This is a genomic window from Micromonospora sp. GCM10011541 (assembly GCF_042650725.1).
GTDB classification, from domain to species: domain Bacteria; phylum Actinomycetota; class Actinomycetes; order Mycobacteriales; family Micromonosporaceae; genus Micromonospora; species Micromonospora sicca.
Window position 1 is genome coordinate 169,168 of the sequence record NZ_JBHSBP010000099.1, and the last position, 15,134, is coordinate 184,301.

Annotated in this window: 9 protein-coding genes and 1 pseudogene; 4 read left to right on the top strand and 6 right to left on the bottom strand. The window is 72.6% G+C overall.

The window, feature by feature from the left end:
- Positions 1-166: 166 nt before the first annotated feature.
- Positions 167-6,235 carry a DUF4011 domain-containing protein gene (locus ACFOYX_RS33055; protein WP_322438700.1) on the bottom strand — a complete coding sequence of 2,023 codons (6,069 nt, stop codon included), beginning with the start codon at positions 6,233-6,235 and terminating at the stop codon, positions 167-169.
- A gap of 145 nt (positions 6,236-6,380) precedes the next feature.
- Between ACFOYX_RS33055 and ACFOYX_RS33060 the strand changes: the two genes are divergently transcribed.
- Together ACFOYX_RS33060 and ACFOYX_RS33065 are read left to right on the top strand one after the other, a co-directional pair.
- Positions 6,381-6,641: a hypothetical protein gene (locus tag ACFOYX_RS33060; protein WP_161557970.1), complete on the top strand. Its 261-nt coding sequence runs from the start codon at positions 6,381-6,383 to the stop codon at positions 6,639-6,641.
- Positions 6,642-6,662: 21 nt separating this feature from the next.
- Positions 6,663-7,085: a TIGR03668 family PPOX class F420-dependent oxidoreductase gene (locus ACFOYX_RS33065; RefSeq protein ID WP_322438701.1), complete on the top strand. Its 423-nt coding sequence runs from the start codon at positions 6,663-6,665 to the stop codon at positions 7,083-7,085.
- Positions 7,086-7,102: 17 nt separating this feature from the next.
- Here the strand turns inward: ACFOYX_RS33065 and ACFOYX_RS33070 are convergent, their stop codons facing one another.
- Entirely contained in the window at positions 7,103-8,014 is a 912-nt protein-coding gene (locus ACFOYX_RS33070; protein WP_322438702.1) for a TIGR03619 family F420-dependent LLM class oxidoreductase, read from the bottom strand.
- A gap of 227 nt (positions 8,015-8,241) precedes the next feature.
- Here ACFOYX_RS33070 and ACFOYX_RS33075 point away from each other — a divergent pair, with 227 nt between their 5' ends.
- Positions 8,242-9,663 (top strand): MFS transporter, encoded by a 1,422-nt coding sequence (locus tag ACFOYX_RS33075; protein WP_322438703.1) that lies wholly within the window; start codon positions 8,242-8,244, stop codon positions 9,661-9,663.
- 98 nt (positions 9,664-9,761) lie between these two features.
- Here ACFOYX_RS33075 and ACFOYX_RS33080 read toward each other — a convergent pair whose 3' ends face one another.
- Entirely contained in the window at positions 9,762-10,151 is a 390-nt protein-coding gene (locus ACFOYX_RS33080; RefSeq protein WP_322438704.1) for a hypothetical protein, read from the bottom strand.
- A gap of 403 nt (positions 10,152-10,554) precedes the next feature.
- Entirely contained in the window at positions 10,555-11,760 is a 1,206-nt protein-coding gene (locus ACFOYX_RS33085) for an MFS transporter (RefSeq protein WP_238453160.1), read from the bottom strand.
- A 250-nt stretch (positions 11,761-12,010) separates the two neighbouring features.
- On the opposite strand from ACFOYX_RS33085, the pseudogene ACFOYX_RS33090 reads away from it, so the two are divergent.
- Positions 12,011-12,210 (top strand): annotated as a pseudogene (locus tag ACFOYX_RS33090) (ABC transporter ATP-binding protein); the annotation flags it as partial.
- 23 nt (positions 12,211-12,233) lie between these two features.
- On the opposite strand, the gene ACFOYX_RS33095 reads toward ACFOYX_RS33090, so the two are convergent.
- A complete protein-coding gene (locus tag ACFOYX_RS33095) occupies positions 12,234-13,724 on the bottom strand; it encodes a CoA-acylating methylmalonate-semialdehyde dehydrogenase (protein ID WP_322438706.1) in 1,491 nt (496 codons plus the stop codon).
- The gene (locus ACFOYX_RS33100) at positions 13,721-15,025 is read right to left on the bottom strand and encodes an aspartate aminotransferase family protein (RefSeq protein ID WP_322438707.1); all 1,305 of its coding nucleotides are present in this window, start codon (positions 15,023-15,025) and stop codon (positions 13,721-13,723) included. Before ACFOYX_RS33100 ends, ACFOYX_RS33095 begins: the two co-directional genes overlap by 4 nt.
- Positions 15,026-15,134: the final 109 nt, after the last annotated feature.

The window sequence follows — 15,134 nt, forward strand, 5'->3', positions numbered from 1 at the left end:
CGCGGGAGTCGGCAGCGTGAACAGCCTGAATGCTTTACATGGTGAGCACCGAGAAAGTCGATGCTCGAACGGAGGGTCGCGGAGGGCAGACCCGACGCGGCGGCAGGCTCCACAATGGGCAGCCGCCGGGCCTACGGTGCGAGCCCTCGCCGTACGGCGCGGCGGGTCAGTGCCCGACGGCGAAGCGGCCGTCGGCGGCGCGGCGGATCCTGCCGCTGGCGACGGCGATGTGCAGCCCGTAGCGCAGCAGCTTCTCGGCGGCCTCGGTGCGACGGCGGTGACCGAGCAGTTCGAGCGCGGCGCGCAACAGCTGCTCCTCCCCCAGGTGCGGTGTCTGCTCCAACGCGTGCGTCAGGGCGTTGGCCACCTCCTCCGGCGGCACCTCCTCGAACCGGCGATCGGAGCTGACCTGGGTGGTGCGGTAGCTGCGCGACGTGTGCGGGTCCAGGCCGGCGGGCCAGGCGAAGACACCGATGAGGGGATGGCGGTGCAGGGTCTCGCGGTCCACCAGCTTCAGCACCTCCGCGCGCCGGTCCTCCCGGGTGCGGGCGAAGCCGAACCGGGCGAGCGTGAGCCGCGCCAGGCGGTGCTGCTCGATCGGCCCCTCGGCGGCGATGATCTCGCGCAGGCTCTCCCGGACCAGCGATCTGATCCGGCGGTCGCTGCCGATCAGGTCGATGTCCGCCTGCTCCCCGATCACCGTCGGCACGTACGGCACGAACGGGCTGGCCGTCGGGCTGCCCGTCGGCTCGGCGACGGCGCTCACCGCCGGCTGCCCGAGCAGGACGGCCGGGGCCACGGGCGCGGCAGGGGCCAGCGAGGCGATCGGGGCGGCCGGCTCCTCGGCGTCGGCCGGTGGCCCGTCGTGTCGATCCTCGCCGTTGGCCGTCGGCCCCGGCACTCGCGCGTCGGGTGACGCATCCACCCGCTGCGCCGGAACCTGCACGACAGGCGAGACGCCGGTCTCCTCCGGCACCTGCCGTAGCGCATCGGAGGCCGCCGGCACCTGGTCCGGCGCCGGCAGTTCGGCGTCCTCCCGCTCCTCCTCGGGCGTGTTGGCGGCGGTCACCGCGGCGTCGATCTGGTCGAGGATCGCGGCGCGGTCGTGGATCCACGACGGCAGCCAGAAACGGACCATCGCCGGCCAGCCCATGATCGAGCGCAGCAGGCTGGGCGCCGAGTCCCGGTCCGCCACGGTCGGCCGGCTGCTCCACTCGGGACCGTCCAGCATGACGGCGACCTGCCAGCGCGGCGCGCCGGGCGCCCGTACGGCGATGTCGACGGTGAAGTCGGAGAGCCCGTGCGAGGTGCGGACCTCGTGGCCGCGGGCACGGATGGCGGCGGCGACCTCGTCGCGGACCCGGCTGCGCCGTTCCGCGCGGTCGGTGACCAGGTCGCCGAGCCGGTCGGCGCCGGCGGCGGCCATCTCGCAGTACGCGCGCAGGTGCTGGGTCCCCACCGCCGAGGTCCGGGACAGGTCGATGTCGGACGGGTCGAACGAGGAGTAGAGCACCACCTGGCGGCGGGCCCGGGTGATCGCCACGTTCAGCCGCCGCTCGCCGCCGGCCTGGCTGAGCGGTCCGAAGTTCAGCGGCAACTGGCCGGTCTCCGGGTTGGTGGAGAAGGCCAGGGAGAAGAGCACGACGTCGCGCTCGTCGCCCTGCACGTTCTCCAGGTTCTTCACGAAGACCGGTTCCGCGACGGCGCCCGACAACTGCTCGCGTACCAGGGGGTCGGGGCTCTCCTCGAGCAGGTTGAGGATGAGGTCACGCTGCTGGATGTTGAAGGTGACCACGCCGATGGACTGGCCCGCGGTGGCCGGGTCGTGCAGCCGTCGGGTGATCTCGTCGAGGATGGCGCGGGCCTCGACCTCGTTGGTCCGCGAGGCGCCCCGGTCGTACTGCCCGTGGACCCGTCGCCAGATGATGCCCGCGGAATCGCCGGCCCCCGGCGACGGCAGGCTGGAGAGCTTGCTGTCGTAGTAGTACCGGTTGGAGAAGGCGATCAGCGACTCGTCGTGGCTGCGGTAGTGCCAGGAGAGCCACCGCTGCGGGAGACCGGATTCGACCGCCTCGCTGAGGATGCTCTCCAGGTCCTCGGGCACGGGCCCGTCGCCCTCGTCCGGCTCGTCCGGGGTGTGGGCGGCCTGCATGATGCTGGTCGGCGGCATCTGTCGGGAGTCCCCGACCACCACCACCGCACGTCCCCGGCCCATCGCGCCGACCGCCTCGGCGACGCGGATCTGGGAGGCCTCGTCGAAGATGACCAGGTCGAAGCGCCGGCTCCCGGGGGCGAGGAAGTTCGCGGCGGAGGCCGGGCTGACCAGCACGCACGGGGCCAACGCGAGCACCACGTCCGGGTACTGCTCGAACAGCTCCCGGAACGACTTCCCGCCGCGCTTGCGGCGAAGTTCCGCGGCGAAGTCGGCAAAGCGGCCGCGGCGGTCCGTCGGGCTGAACGGTCGACGGCGGACCAGCACCGACGGCAGGTGCTCGGGCAGCGCCGCGCGCAACTGGGCGGCCGCCGACTCGAACTGGGCGATCTCGTCGTCGTGCAGCTCCGGGTCGAAGTACTGCAGACCGCCGGCGCGCAGCCGCTCCGCGAGCGAGGCCGCGGCGACGCCCCGCCGGTACGCCTCCTCGGCGAGCTGCGGGTTGACCTCGCCCCGCAGCAGCTTTTCGCGGTAGTCGACGAGTCCGGCCGCGCCGAGCACGTCGGCGTGGGTGAGCACGGTCGCCCACCGGCGCAGCGGGAACAGCTCGTCGGCCCGCAGCTCGTTCAGCCAGGTCGCGCCGTCGCGCTGCCAGGCGTCGAGCCAGTGCGACCCGCCCGCCCAGCGGCTCAGCTCCGGGGCGCCGCAGCGCAGCACTCCCTGCCAGGCCCGCCACCGGGCGGCCGCGCGGTCGAGCAGGACGGCCTCCCCCTCGCCGATCCCCCGGTGGAACAGCGCCCAGGCGGCGGGGTGCGCCGCCAGGAGTACGCGACCGGCCCGGGTCGCGGTGACGGCCTCGCGCAGCCGCTGCTCGGCGTGCGGGTCGGTGGGCCGCCAGCCGCCGGGCAGGTGGAGACCACCGAGCGTGCCGCACTGCTGGGACAGGGCGGCGGCGTGCGCCTGCGCGGCCACCAGCCGACCGGTGACCAGTTCGACCTGCTCGGGGTCGACGGCGGCGCCGGACTGGAGGTGGACGGCGAGCCGGTCGGCGGTGCCCTGCCGGCGCTTGCGCTTGCCGAACAGCTTCCGGCCCGCCTCCTGGGCCTCGGCATGCCAGGCGGCCAGCTCGGCGAGCGCGAAGACGTCTGGGCGGAAGGTGGTCAGCTCGCCGGCGAACCCCTGCCGGAACGCGGCCAGCTCCGCCAGGAGCCGGTCGGCCGCCTCGTCCCAGCGGCGGTCGGACGCGCGCAGGGTGGTGTCCCGGTCCGGCAGCGTTCCCCGTACGGCGAGCCAGGCGCCGGCCTGCAGCTCGCGGATCGCGTCCGGGGCGGTCAGCGTACGCAGCAGGTCGGTCAGCTCCGGGCGGGCCGCGAGGTCGGCGCGGACCTGTTCCAGCTCGGCGGCGATCTCGGTGACCGCGTCGGCGTGCAGCCCGTCCAGGGTGCGGCAGCCACTGATGGCCCAGGGGTGCGCTGGCCGGAGCCGGGCCGAGCGGGCGGCGGCGGGGAACTCCCGCAGCGTCGTCTCCACCCGGGCCCGCTGCTCGCCGGTCGCGCCGAGATACCCGACCGGCACGGGCGCGACCGGCCCGTCGCCGTACGCCAGGGTCTGCTCGTAGGCCGACCAGAGCGACATGCCGGCGGCGTTGTCGGTGTGGACCTGGGCGGGATAGTCCGCCAGCGGCGCCAGCCGGGTGCGGTACGCCGTCTCGACGGCCGTCCAGGTCGCGTCGCCGCCGTGGTCGTACTGGTCGAGGGCGTCGCGGAGCTGCTGGCGGATCGCGTTGATGGACTGCTTGCGGCCGTGCAGGTCGAGGGCGAACGGTCCCAGGCCGATCTGCTTGAGACGGCGCTTGACCACGTCGAGGGCGGCCTGCTTCTCGGCGACGAAGAGCACCGACCGGCCGGCGGTGACCGCCCGGGCGATCATGTTGGTGATGGTCTGCGACTTGCCGGTGCCGGGCGGACCCTCCAGGACGAACGACTGGCCGCGCTCGGCCAGCACGATGGCCTGCATCTGCGAGCCGTCGGCGGGGATGGGCAGGTGCAGCTGCGCTTCGTCGACGTGGACGTCCTGCTCGGTGCCGGCCGGGTCGTCGAAGGACGCGCCGGACGACTCCACGAGGTGCCGCACCACCGGGTTCTCCATGAACCGGGGCCAGTGGTCGGTGAGGTCGCGCCACATCTGGAAGGTGGAGAACTGCAGCAGCCGCAGGCTGGCGGTCTCGTCGATGCGGTAGTTGAGTCGGTTGTCGACCAGCCCGGCGTTGATCGCGGCGAGCGTCTTGCCGATGTCGATGCCGTGCTCGTCGAGGACCGGCTGCTCCAGCTCCGGGATCCGGACGCCGTGCTTGACCCGCAGCCACTCGATCAGGCAGTAGTTGGGGGTGGCGACCTCGGCGCCGTCGATGACGATGGCGTACGGGCGCCGCCCGGCGCCGCCCTCGATCCGCACCGGCAGCAGGAACAGCGGCGCGTACGCCTCTCCCCCGGTGGTCTTCGCGTGCACCAGCGTGCCGATGGTCAGGTAGAGGTAGTTGCTGCCGGTCTCCTGTTCCATCGTGCGCGCCTCGCGTTGCAGCGAGCGCATCGCGGTCTTGTAGCGGGCCTCGGTGACCGCGCCGTAGACCCGGCCGTCGGTGCGCAGCTCCCGGGTAAGCATCTCGGCGTCGAGATCCTGCGCCCGCCGGGTGCCGGCGAGCTCGTGGACGTGGCTGATGTCGTCCTGCGGAATGATCTGCACCTGGCGGCCGTCGTGGATCAGGTCGTCGAGCAGGGCGAGCGCGCCGGCCGGGACGTGCAGCTCCAGGCCGCGGCCGCGCTTGGGCAGGTTGAGCAGCGGGTTGCGCAGGCTCAGGTCGAGCAGGGACTTCTTCCACTGCTGGATGCGCGCCGGGGAGCCGTCGGACTGCTGCGGCGCCTCGTCGCCCTCGTCGGCGAGCTGCCGCAGCTTCGCCAGCGCCACCCCGGTCGGCAGCTCGATGGAGCCGACCGCCCCGGTGGGCGCCTCGGCGTCGACCGCCGGCGGGGCGACCAGTTCGTCGGGCGAGGGCAGCGGCCGGATGCCGGAGCGGTGGGCGAGGTGCACGTCGACCACGCCCTGGAGCCGCTGGCCCTGGCCGCGGAAGTGGGCGAGGCCGACCTGCACCGCCTCGGTGAACGCGGCGGTCTGCGCGCCCGGCCCGATCCGGGTCAGCTCGACCGGCACCGCCCGCCCCGAGTCGACCATGGAGATGAGCAGGTTGGTCTCGGTCACCGCGGCGGAGCCGAGGCGTTCCTCCTCGAGCAGGAAGCCGCCGAACGCGTGCCCCTCGGTGATGAAGATCAGCGGGTGCAGCCCGGCCGCCTCCAGGCAGGCGGCGTAGGTGACGGCGAGGTCGAGGCAGTTGCCGAGCCGCCCGTCGAGGACGGCGGCGGTGGTGCGGACCTTCTGGCCGGTGTTCTCGAACGACGCCGGCAGGGCCTGGTAGGCGATGTCGAGCTGGCGCAGCGCCTCGTAGACGGCGCCGGCGATGAGCGCGGCCCGCTCGGAGCCGTCCTGGTAGCCCGGTAGGGAGCCCGAGCCGGTGCGGGTGAGCAGGATCTGCGCCGCGGCGCGCAGGACCGCGTTCACCGCCCGGGTGTTGGGTTGCACGAAGGCGGCGAGGGAGTCGTACAGGGCCTTGCTGTTGAACCACTCGTTGTGGGCCAGCACCGCCGACGGGGCGACCAGCCGGAGGTCGGGACGGTCGTCGGCGCGGGCGGTGAGCCGGTAATCGACCGGGAACGCCTCGTCGGTGCGGCCGAGCAGCCCCCGGTCCGGGGTGAACTCGCGGAAGTCGTCCCAGCCGGTGGTCGCGCCGGGCCGCAGCGGCGTGGTGAGGGTACGCGTCCACGGCTCGGTCAGGGGGCCGTCCGGGCCGAGCAGTTCAAGGGTCAGCGACACCTCCGACAGCGGCGCGTCGCCCAGGTTCGTCAGCGTGAGGTGCCGGACCAGCGGCACCCGGTTGTGCACCAGGGCGGCGTTGATGGCCGGCTGCACGAGCAGCCCGAGCGCGAGCTGGCCGTCGTCGGTGGCGAACTGCGCGAAGACGCTGTCGGGCATGGCGCGCTTCTCCAGGTAACGAGAGGGAGGAGAGCCAGCCTAGCGGTCCCTCCTGACTCCGGGCCCTCAGCCGGACCGGCCCCGTTTGCTCGCGCTCTCCCCGGGCAATCGCGCGACGCAGCATCCGCACGGAAAGGAGCAGGTGATGAAGATCCACGACCCGTCCAGTCAGGCGATGCAGAAAGACTACGACGTTACGGACATCGAGCGCCTGATGGCCAAGCGACAGTGGAAGAACTACGACGACGTGATCAACTGGCTGAAGAAGGAGGGTGACGAGGACCGGCGCTTCACCCCCGGCGAGGTGCAGCACATGATCGACGACTTCAGCCGGGTGCGGGACAAGGGGATGGACTTCGTCCGCGATCCCGAGCGGCTCTGCCGGAATCTCAAGGGCAGCCGGTAGCGCGTCGGTCCGGCCCCGCCGGTGGCCGCCGACGAACTCCGACATCGGGTCGGATCGGCCCGGGTGGCCCGGCTGGCCACCGTCGGGGACGACGGCCGTCCGCACCTGGTGCCGGTGTGTTTCGTCCTGCTCGGCGACGTCGTCTACCACGCGGTCGACGAGAAGCCCAAGCGCCACCGGCGGCTACGCCGGCTGGAGAACATCCAGGCGACCGGGTACGTCTGCCTGCTGATCGACGAGTACGACGAGGACTGGTCACGGCTGTGGTGGGTCCGGCTGGACGGGCAGGGCCGGCTGGTGGCGGACCGCGCGGAGGAGGCCGCGGCGCGCGCGGCGCTGGCCGACAAATATCCGCAGTACGTGCGACAGCCACCGGCCGGGCCGGTGGTGGCGATGCGGGTGACCGGCTGGTCGGCGTGGTCGGCGGCGGAGGCGGCCGGGTGACCGCCGGCCGGAGCGGGTCAGCGGGCCGGGGCGAGGGCGTCGAGCACCTCGTCGGCCCGCCGCAGCGACGCCCCCGCGTCAGCGCGGGGTGAGCCGATCTCCGGGTCGAAGTTGAGGTCGACGAACAGTTCGGTGATGCCGGCCGCGGCGAGCCGGCCGAGATCCGACCTGATCTGCTCCAGCGTGCCGGTGAGCGGCTCGCGCTCGGCGGGGCCCGTCGGGCGTACCCGGACGACGCCTCGGCAGACGAACCGCAACGAGCGGGGATCGCGCCCGGCGTCCGCCGCGGCAGCCCTGACCGCCGCGACCGACTCGCCGATGTCCGTCAGGTCCGCCTGGCTGCCACTGACCCACCCGTCGGCGAGCCGGCCGGCCCGGCGCAGCGCCGCGGGCGCGTGCCCGCCCAGCAGGATCGGGGGATGCGGCCGCTGCACGGGCTTCGGCTCCAGACGTGTCGGCGGGACCTGGTAGAACTCGCCGCGATGCTCGGCGACGTCGTCCTGCCAGAGGGTGCGGAGCACGGCGAGGAACTCCTCGGCCCGGTGCCCCCGCCGATGCTTGCTCACACCGGTCGCCTGATACTCCTCGTCCGCCCAACCGAGGCCGAGCCCGACGTCGAGCCGCCCGCCGGCGAGGATGTCGAGGGTCGCGGTCTGCTTGGCCAGCACCACCGGCGAGATGAACGGCATGTCGAGCACCGCGACGCCGAGCCGGATCCGCGCGGTGTGGGCGGCCAGGAACGCCAGCGTGGTCAGCGGATCCTGGACGCTGTGGTACGTCTCGCTCCAGCCGAGGTCGGCGGGGACCAGCAGGCGCTGGAACGCCCACAGCGAGTGGTAGCCGAGCTGCTCGGCCCGGCGAGCGACGTGGATCATGTTCTCCGGGGTGGCCCACGAGCCGGAGACCGGCGGGGCGAATCCAACCTCCACTCCGGCACGGTACCCAGCGCCGTCCCCGCCGGGCGCGGGAACGGCCGCCACGGCGGGCGTGGTTGCCGCACCGGCCACCCCGCGTACGGCGTACCGCGACGCGGCGGCGTTCTGCTGGGCTAGCCTCTGACCGAGGGCCACGTCCTCCCGAAAACCCCGATCTCCCTTCGCACCTCGCCCTGTCACGGGCGCGACATCCGGTGTCCACGGCATGTGCGGGGGCGCAGATGACAGCTCGACCTCAGGGTGCACCGTGGCGGTCCGCGGACTTCCGGCTCGTGGTCGCCGGTCAGACCGTCACCCAACTCGGTACCGACGTCACCACGATCGCCTTTCCACTGATCGCCGTCCTGCTCCTGGACGCCACCCCGTGGCAGTTGGGCGCTCTGGTGGCCGTGCAGAACGGCGCGTTCCTCCTGCTCGGCGTGCCCGCCGGCGTCTGGCTGGACCGGCGCCGGCTACGACCGGTGCTGATCGCCACCGACCTCGTGCGGTGCGCCGCGCTGGTCACGGTGACCCTGGCGGCCGCGCTGTCCCGGCTGACCCTGCCGCTGCTCATGACGATGGCCGCGGTGATGGCCGTGATGCGGGTCGTCTTCGACATCGGTCATCAGTCCTACCTGCCGAGATTGCTGGACCGGAAGGATCTGCTGCGGGGCAACTGCACCGTGGAGGTCGTCCGCTCCTCCGGGCAGGTCGCCGGCCCCAGCCTCGGCGGCTGGCTCACCCAACTGGTGGGCGCGACGAACACGCTGCTGGTCGACGCGGTGAGCTTCCTGGTCAGCGCGGCCTGCCTGGCCCGGATCAGGGTGCGCGAGCCCACGCCCGCACCGACCGGGCGAGCCGACACGGTGCACCAGGCTCGGGAGGGGTTGACCTTCGTCCTGGCGAATCCGGTCCTGCGCGCGATCGCCGCCACCGGTGCCCTGTCCAACCTGCTGTTCACCGCCGCCACCGCGCTGATCATCCTGTTCCTGGTCGACACCGTCGGGTTCTCTCCCGGTACGGCCGGCATGCTGATGTCCGCCGCCCCGGCCGCGGCCCTGCTCGGCGCCGCCACGGCCGCCCGGCTCGCCCGCCGCGTCGGCTCCGCCCGCATCATCTGGCTGTCCCTCGCGGTGACCAGCCCGTGCAACCTGCTGGTCCCACTGACCGGCCGGGGCTGGGCCGCCACCCTCTTCGTCGCGGGTTTCCTCGGGAGCGGGATGGGCCAGGTCATCTACGGCATCACCCAGATCACCTACCGGCAGTCCACCGTTCCCGCCCGGCTCCAGTGCCGGGTCAACGCCAGCATGCGGTTCCTGGTCATGGGTGCGCTTCCGCTCGGCGGGCTGCTCGGCGGCGCGCTCGGGGGCCTGCTCGGCGTCCGCCCCACCCTGTTCCTCATCGGGGTCGGGCTCACGCTGACGCCCGTCCCGCTGTTGCTGTCCCCGCTGCGTCACGCCCGAGACGTGGACGACCTGCCCCCGCAGCCGAAGGCTCTCCTTGCAGGAGCCTTGACGAGCCCGGCGGCGACCGCCGCGCCGGCGCGTCGCCGCGCCGGTGCCGCCGGTCGCGGCAGCGGCACCACCTGTCGTCCGCGCTACCCGGTTCGAGTCGGTCCGCGTAGAGCGGATCGGGGGCGGCCTCCGCGACGACGCCGGCCATGACATCGCCCGGTCGACGTAGGCGGGAGGCGGCGACGGGGCATCGACGCGCTCGTCCGCCGCAAGCCGCCGGCGACGGCGCGGCGGTGACCCCGCGGTCGTCAGCCGGCGCGGTTCAAGGCACGCCTGTTGTTGCGCGCGCTCCCGTACTCGGGGACGCGGTCGCCGAGCATCCGGCGCGCGGCGTCGAGTCCGGTCAGCGCCGCCCCGTAGGCGGTCACCTCCCGCTGGAAGTGCTCGACCTTGGCGTACCAGAACTTCAGCTCCGGGTTCATCCCCTTCGCGTTGATGTAGTTGACGATGTCGGCCTCGGGGGTGATGCCGTGGCGGGCGTAGCAGCGATCGAAGCGGGCCTTCGTCCGCTCGTACCGCTCGGTCATCGCGGTCAGGCTGGCTTCGGCCTCCAGCAGCCTGGCCTGCAGGTACTCCACGTAACCGCGAGGTACCGACGGGGCGGTGCGCGCCGACCGGGGCGCCGACACAGCGGCCATGGCGATCACCCGACCCGGCGGACGAGGCGTCCGTGCCACGTGCGGGAACCGGCGAACGCGAACGCCCGCCAGCTCCGGGCGCCGGGGCTGCGCAGCCCCCCGGCCAGCGCCTGCCATCGACGAACGGATCCATTCTGGAACAACATGACTGGCCGCCCTCCCTGGAACGCGATGATGGGGTAGTCATCTCGCACCGCCGACGGGTCAGGCGGCACGTCAGCGGCGTCCGCCGAGGGCCGGGGTACCAGCCGGCGCGGATCGACGCGTGAGGCCGCTCGGGGCAGCTCCGCCCTGACCCGCTGCAATGCAGTGACGTCCTTCTACCCCCGCCGGCGGCTGACTATGCATCCCCGTCACTGGAGAGTCGACGGCAATGCGGCGTGCGACGGTTTCCGCCGCCGGCTCAGGCAGCCCGGGCAGGGGTAGCCGGTCGAACGATGGCGAGGAACAGGATCAGGGCACCGGCCTGGATGCCCGCCACGGTGATGATCACGGCGGTGATCGAGTAGTCGTAGAGGGCTCCGGTGAGCAGCCCGCCGACCAGGGTCGCCGCGCCCAACCCGGCGGCGAAGATGCCGTAGGCGGTGCCTCGCCGCGCGGCGGGGACGATGTCGGCGATGGTCGCCCGCATGGTGGATTCCTGGATGCCGAGCACCGCGCCCCAGGCCAGGGCCCCGGCGACCGCGGTGACCGGGGTGGTGGTGAAGGCGGCCAGCGGGATCAGGGCGGTCAGGACGGGTACGGCGGCCAGTACCCGGACGCCGGCCCGGTCGTACAGCCACCCGGAGGCCAGCGCGGCGACCGCGTCGACGCCCATCGCGGCGGCGTACACGACCGGGACCACCGCCACCGGTACGACGTGGCGGGTGGCGAGGTGGAAGCTGAGCACCCCGAAGGTGGCGTAGCCGGCCGTGGTCAGCACCGTGAACGCCAGATAGGTCCAGAACACGCGGGGCAGCCGGGCGCCCGGCGGGGCCGGCGCTGCGCCGGGTCGAGGGCCCGGCTCGAAGCGACCCGGGTCGGGCACGCCGGCGCGTAGCCACAGCAGCAGGAGCATCCCGGCCACGCCGGGCACGGCCAAGGTGAGGAACGCGGGCCGGTAGTCGTAAGCGGTGGCGGCCAGTACGGCGGCGACCAGCAACGGCCCGGCGACGCCGCCGGCCTGGTCGAGCGCCTCATGGACGGCGAAGCCCTTGCCGCGGCCCGTGGCCGCAGCGGCGTGGGAGAGCATGACATCCCTCGCCGGGCCGCGGATCGCCTTGCCGGCACGCTCCGCGATGAAGAGCGCGGCAGCCAGCCACAACGCGGTGGTCAGCCCGAGGGCGGGCACGGCGACCATGGTCACGGCGTAGCCGACCAGGACGAGCGGCCAGTAGGCCCGGGTACGGTCCGCGAGCGGTCCGGTGCCCAGCCGTCCCGCCAGGGCGAACGCCTCCCCCACGCCGGTGACCAGCCCGACGAGGGTCGCGGACGCGCCGAGGGTGGCCAGGTAGGGGCCGATGACCGAGCGGGCGCCCTCGTACACCACGTCCGACAGCAGGCTGACCACGCCGAACGCGGTCACGAACCGCCACGGCGTCCACCTGATCGTGGGCGCGGCGACTTTCACCCTTGCAGTCTGGCCGACCGGCAGGCTGATCGGGCCTGGATCAGCCCAGCGACCCCAGATCCGTGTCGTCGATCTGCGGTTCCGGGCGCTCATCCGCCGGCGGGGCGAATCCAACCTCCACGCCGGGGACCGGCTGTTGCTCTGGATGGAGCAGGCGCAGCGAGGCTTCGCCTCGTTCGCCCGCGTGCTGGGCGTCGGTCAGGTGCCGCCGGAACCGCGGGGCAGGGCGTCCGCGCCCCCGGGCAGCGGCTCGCGGCGCACCGAGCGGGCGCTGGCCGCCGTGCTGACCGGCCGTACCGTCATCGAATCGCCCACCGGCTCAACACCGCGCACGCCGCGGACCGGGGCGCGGTGCTGGAGGACGGCCGCATCATCGAACTCGGCAGCCGCGACGAGCTGGTCCGTGCCGGCGGCGCCTACGCCGCCCACTGGCGCTCCTGGCCCGGCTGACCGCCCGACGCCGGGTCAGGTGCTCAAGTGTTCTGTGGGAAGCCGAGGTTCACCCCACCGTGGGACGGGTCGAGCCACCGGCTGGTGACCACCTTGGACCTGACAAAGAAGTTCACCCCTTCCGGCCCGTACGCGTGTGCGTCACCGAACAGTGAGTCCTTCCAGCCACCGAAGGAGTAGTACGACACCGGGACCGGGATGGGGACGTTCACCCCGACCATGCCTACTTCGACCTCGTTCTGATAGCGGCGCGCCGCGCCGCCGTCGTTGGTGAAGATTGCCGCGCCGTTGCCGTACGGGTTGGCGTTGACCAGCTCGACGGCGGCGTCGTAGCTGGGCACCCGCACCACCGAGAGCACCGGTCCGAAGATCTCGTCGGTGTAGATGGACATGTCGGTGTCGACGTAGTCGAAGAGGGTCGGCCCGAGCCAGAATCCGGCTTGCTCACCGTCGATCGGGTGGCTCCGCCCGTCGACCACCAGCTGCGCCCCCGCCGACCGGCCGGCGTCGAGGTAGGACAGCACCCGGTCGCGGTGGGCACCGGTGACCAGCGGTCCCATCTCGCAGCCCGGGCGACGGCCGTCGCCGACACGCAGCGCGGCCATCCGCTCGCCGATCTTGGCGACCAGCCCGTCACCGACGGGGTCGACGGCCACGACGGCGGAGATAGCCATGCACCGTTCACCGGCCGAGCCGAAGCCGGCCGAGACGGCGGCGTCCGCGGCGAGGTCGAGGTCGGCGTCCGGCAGTACGACCATGTGGTTCTTCGCCCCACCGAGCGCCTGCACCCGCTTCCCGTGGTGGGTGCCCGTCCGGTAGACGTGGCGGGCGATCGGGGTGGAGCCGACGAACGAGATGGCCTTCACGCTGGGGTGCTCGAGGATCCGATCGACCGCTTCCTTGTCGCCGTGCACGACGTTGAGGACACCGTCCGGTAGCCCGGCCTCCGCGAAGAGCTCCGCCAGGAAGTTCGCCGACGACGGGTCCTTCTCGCTCGGCTTGAGCACCACGGTGTTGCCGCACGCGATCGCGTTGGGCACGAACCAGAGCGGCACCATCGCCGGGAAGTTGAACGGGGTGATCACGCCGACCACGCCGAGCGGCTGGCGGATGGAGTACACGTCCACCTGGGTCGAGGCGTTCTCGCTGAACCCGCCCTTCAGCATCTGCGGGATCCCGCAGGCGAACTCGACGTTCTCCAGCCCGCGTTGGATCTCCCCCGCCGCGTCGGACAGCACCTTGCCGTGCTCGGCGGTGATGATCTGCGCGAGGTCGGACCGGCGGGCATGGAGGCGGTCCCGGAAGGAGAACATCACGTTCGTCCGGTGGGCGAGGGACGCGGTACGCCATCGGGAGAACGCCTCGCCGGCGGCGGCGACCGCTTCGTCGACGACCTCGGCGGTCGCGAAGTCGACCTGTCCGGCGACCTGGCCGGTGGCGGGGTCGTAGATGTCACCGGTGCGTTCGGCGACACCGTTCCACGGCTTGCCGCCGATCCAGTGGGTGGTCCTCATCGCTGCTGCACCTCCTTGGCCACGGCCTCGATCGACTGGGCGAGGATCTCGAGTGCCTCCTCCGCCTCGGCCTGGGTCAGCGTCATCGGCGGCGCCAGGCGGATGACGTTGCCGTACAGGCCGCCCTTGCCGACGAGCAACCCCCGGTCCCGGGTTTCCTCGAGCAGCGCCACGGCGGCCGCCGGGTTGGGCTCGCCGTCGGGTCCGACGAGCTCCAGCGCGATCATCAGGCCCTTGCCGCGGACGTCACCGACCACGGGTTGCGCCGCGGCGACCGCGCGCAGGCCGTCGAGCAGACGGCTGCCCAGCCTTCCGGCGTTGGCCTGGAGGTCGTGCTCCAGCAGGTAGTTCAGCGCGGCCAGAGCACCGGTGGTGGCGAGCGGGTTGCCACCGAAGGTGGAGATGGAGTTGGCCCGCAGGCAGTCCGTGAGGTTGGCACGGGCGACGACGCCCCCGATGGCGAGGCCGTTGCCCAGGCCCTTGGCGAAGGTGATCGCGTCGGGCACGACGTCGTGCGCCTGGATGCCCCAGAAGTGCTCGCCGGTGCGGCCCCAGCCGGTCTGCACCTCGTCGGAGACGAGGAGGATGCCGTACTCGTCGAGCACCTTCTTGAACTCGCCGAACAACCCGTCGGGCGGGGTGGTGAAGCCACCGACCCCTTGGATCGGCTCGACGATCATGCAGGCGACGTCCCCCGCCGTGGTCGTTTCGATGACCTCGCGCAGGTCCGCCACGCAGGCCTTGATGTAGTCCGCGTCGGACAGTTCGCGGAAGGGGCTGCGGTAGCGGTAGCCGCCGTGCACCCAGCTCACCTTGATCGGGCTGAGGGCGCTGGCCGACCAGCCGCGGATGCCGGTGATCGCGACGGTGGCGAATGCGCGGCCGTGGTAGGAGTTGCGCAGGGCGAGCACCTGCTCGCTGCGGCGGTACTGGGTGGCGAGCATCAGCGCGGTCTCGTTCGCCTCGGTGCCCGAGTTGGTGAAGAACACCTTGGCGTCCGGGATGCCGGACAGCTCTGCGATCTTCTCCGCGAGTTCGACCTGCGACTTGATCAGGTAGAGCGTGGACGAGTGCAGCACGCCGGTGTCGAGCTGCGAGCGAATCGCGTCGCTGATCTCGGCCACGTCGTAGCCGATGGCGTTGGTGAGAATGCCGGCGAAGAAGTCGAGGTAGGTTCGTCCCTCGCGATCGGTCACCCGGCGACCGTGCGCGCTGGCGATCTCGATCGGCTGCTCGTAGTACAGCGCCAGCCAGTTCGGCATCACGGACCGGTGTCTGGCCAGCAGCTCGCGGTGCGCCATCGCGTCCTCCCGTATCTCGCCCGTACGGCGAGTGTGGCGGCAATCGTTGTCCAACCGCTACGCACAACCTGTGCCGCTTCGGGGGCAACGGCATTACGTTCTGTGCAGT

What these genes read in the sequence shown, in the direction of transcription:
- ACFOYX_RS33100 (WP_322438707.1), bottom strand. Translation starts at nt 15,025, where the DNA reads ATGGCGCACCGCGAGCTGCTGGCCAGACACCGGTCCGTGATGCCGAAC.
- ACFOYX_RS33075 (WP_322438703.1), top strand. Translation starts at nt 8,242, where the DNA reads ATGACAGCTCGACCTCAGGGTGCACCGTGGCGGTCCGCGGACTTCCGG.
- ACFOYX_RS33060 (WP_161557970.1), top strand. Translation starts at nt 6,381, where the DNA reads ATGAAGATCCACGACCCGTCCAGTCAGGCGATGCAGAAAGACTACGAC.
- ACFOYX_RS33080 (WP_322438704.1), bottom strand. Translation starts at nt 10,151, where the DNA reads ATGGCCGCTGTGTCGGCGCCCCGGTCGGCGCGCACCGCCCCGTCGGTA.
- ACFOYX_RS33095 (WP_322438706.1), bottom strand. Translation starts at nt 13,724, where the DNA reads ATGAGGACCACCCACTGGATCGGCGGCAAGCCGTGGAACGGTGTCGCC.
- ACFOYX_RS33055 (WP_322438700.1), bottom strand. Translation starts at nt 6,235, where the DNA reads ATGCCCGACAGCGTCTTCGCGCAGTTCGCCACCGACGACGGCCAGCTC.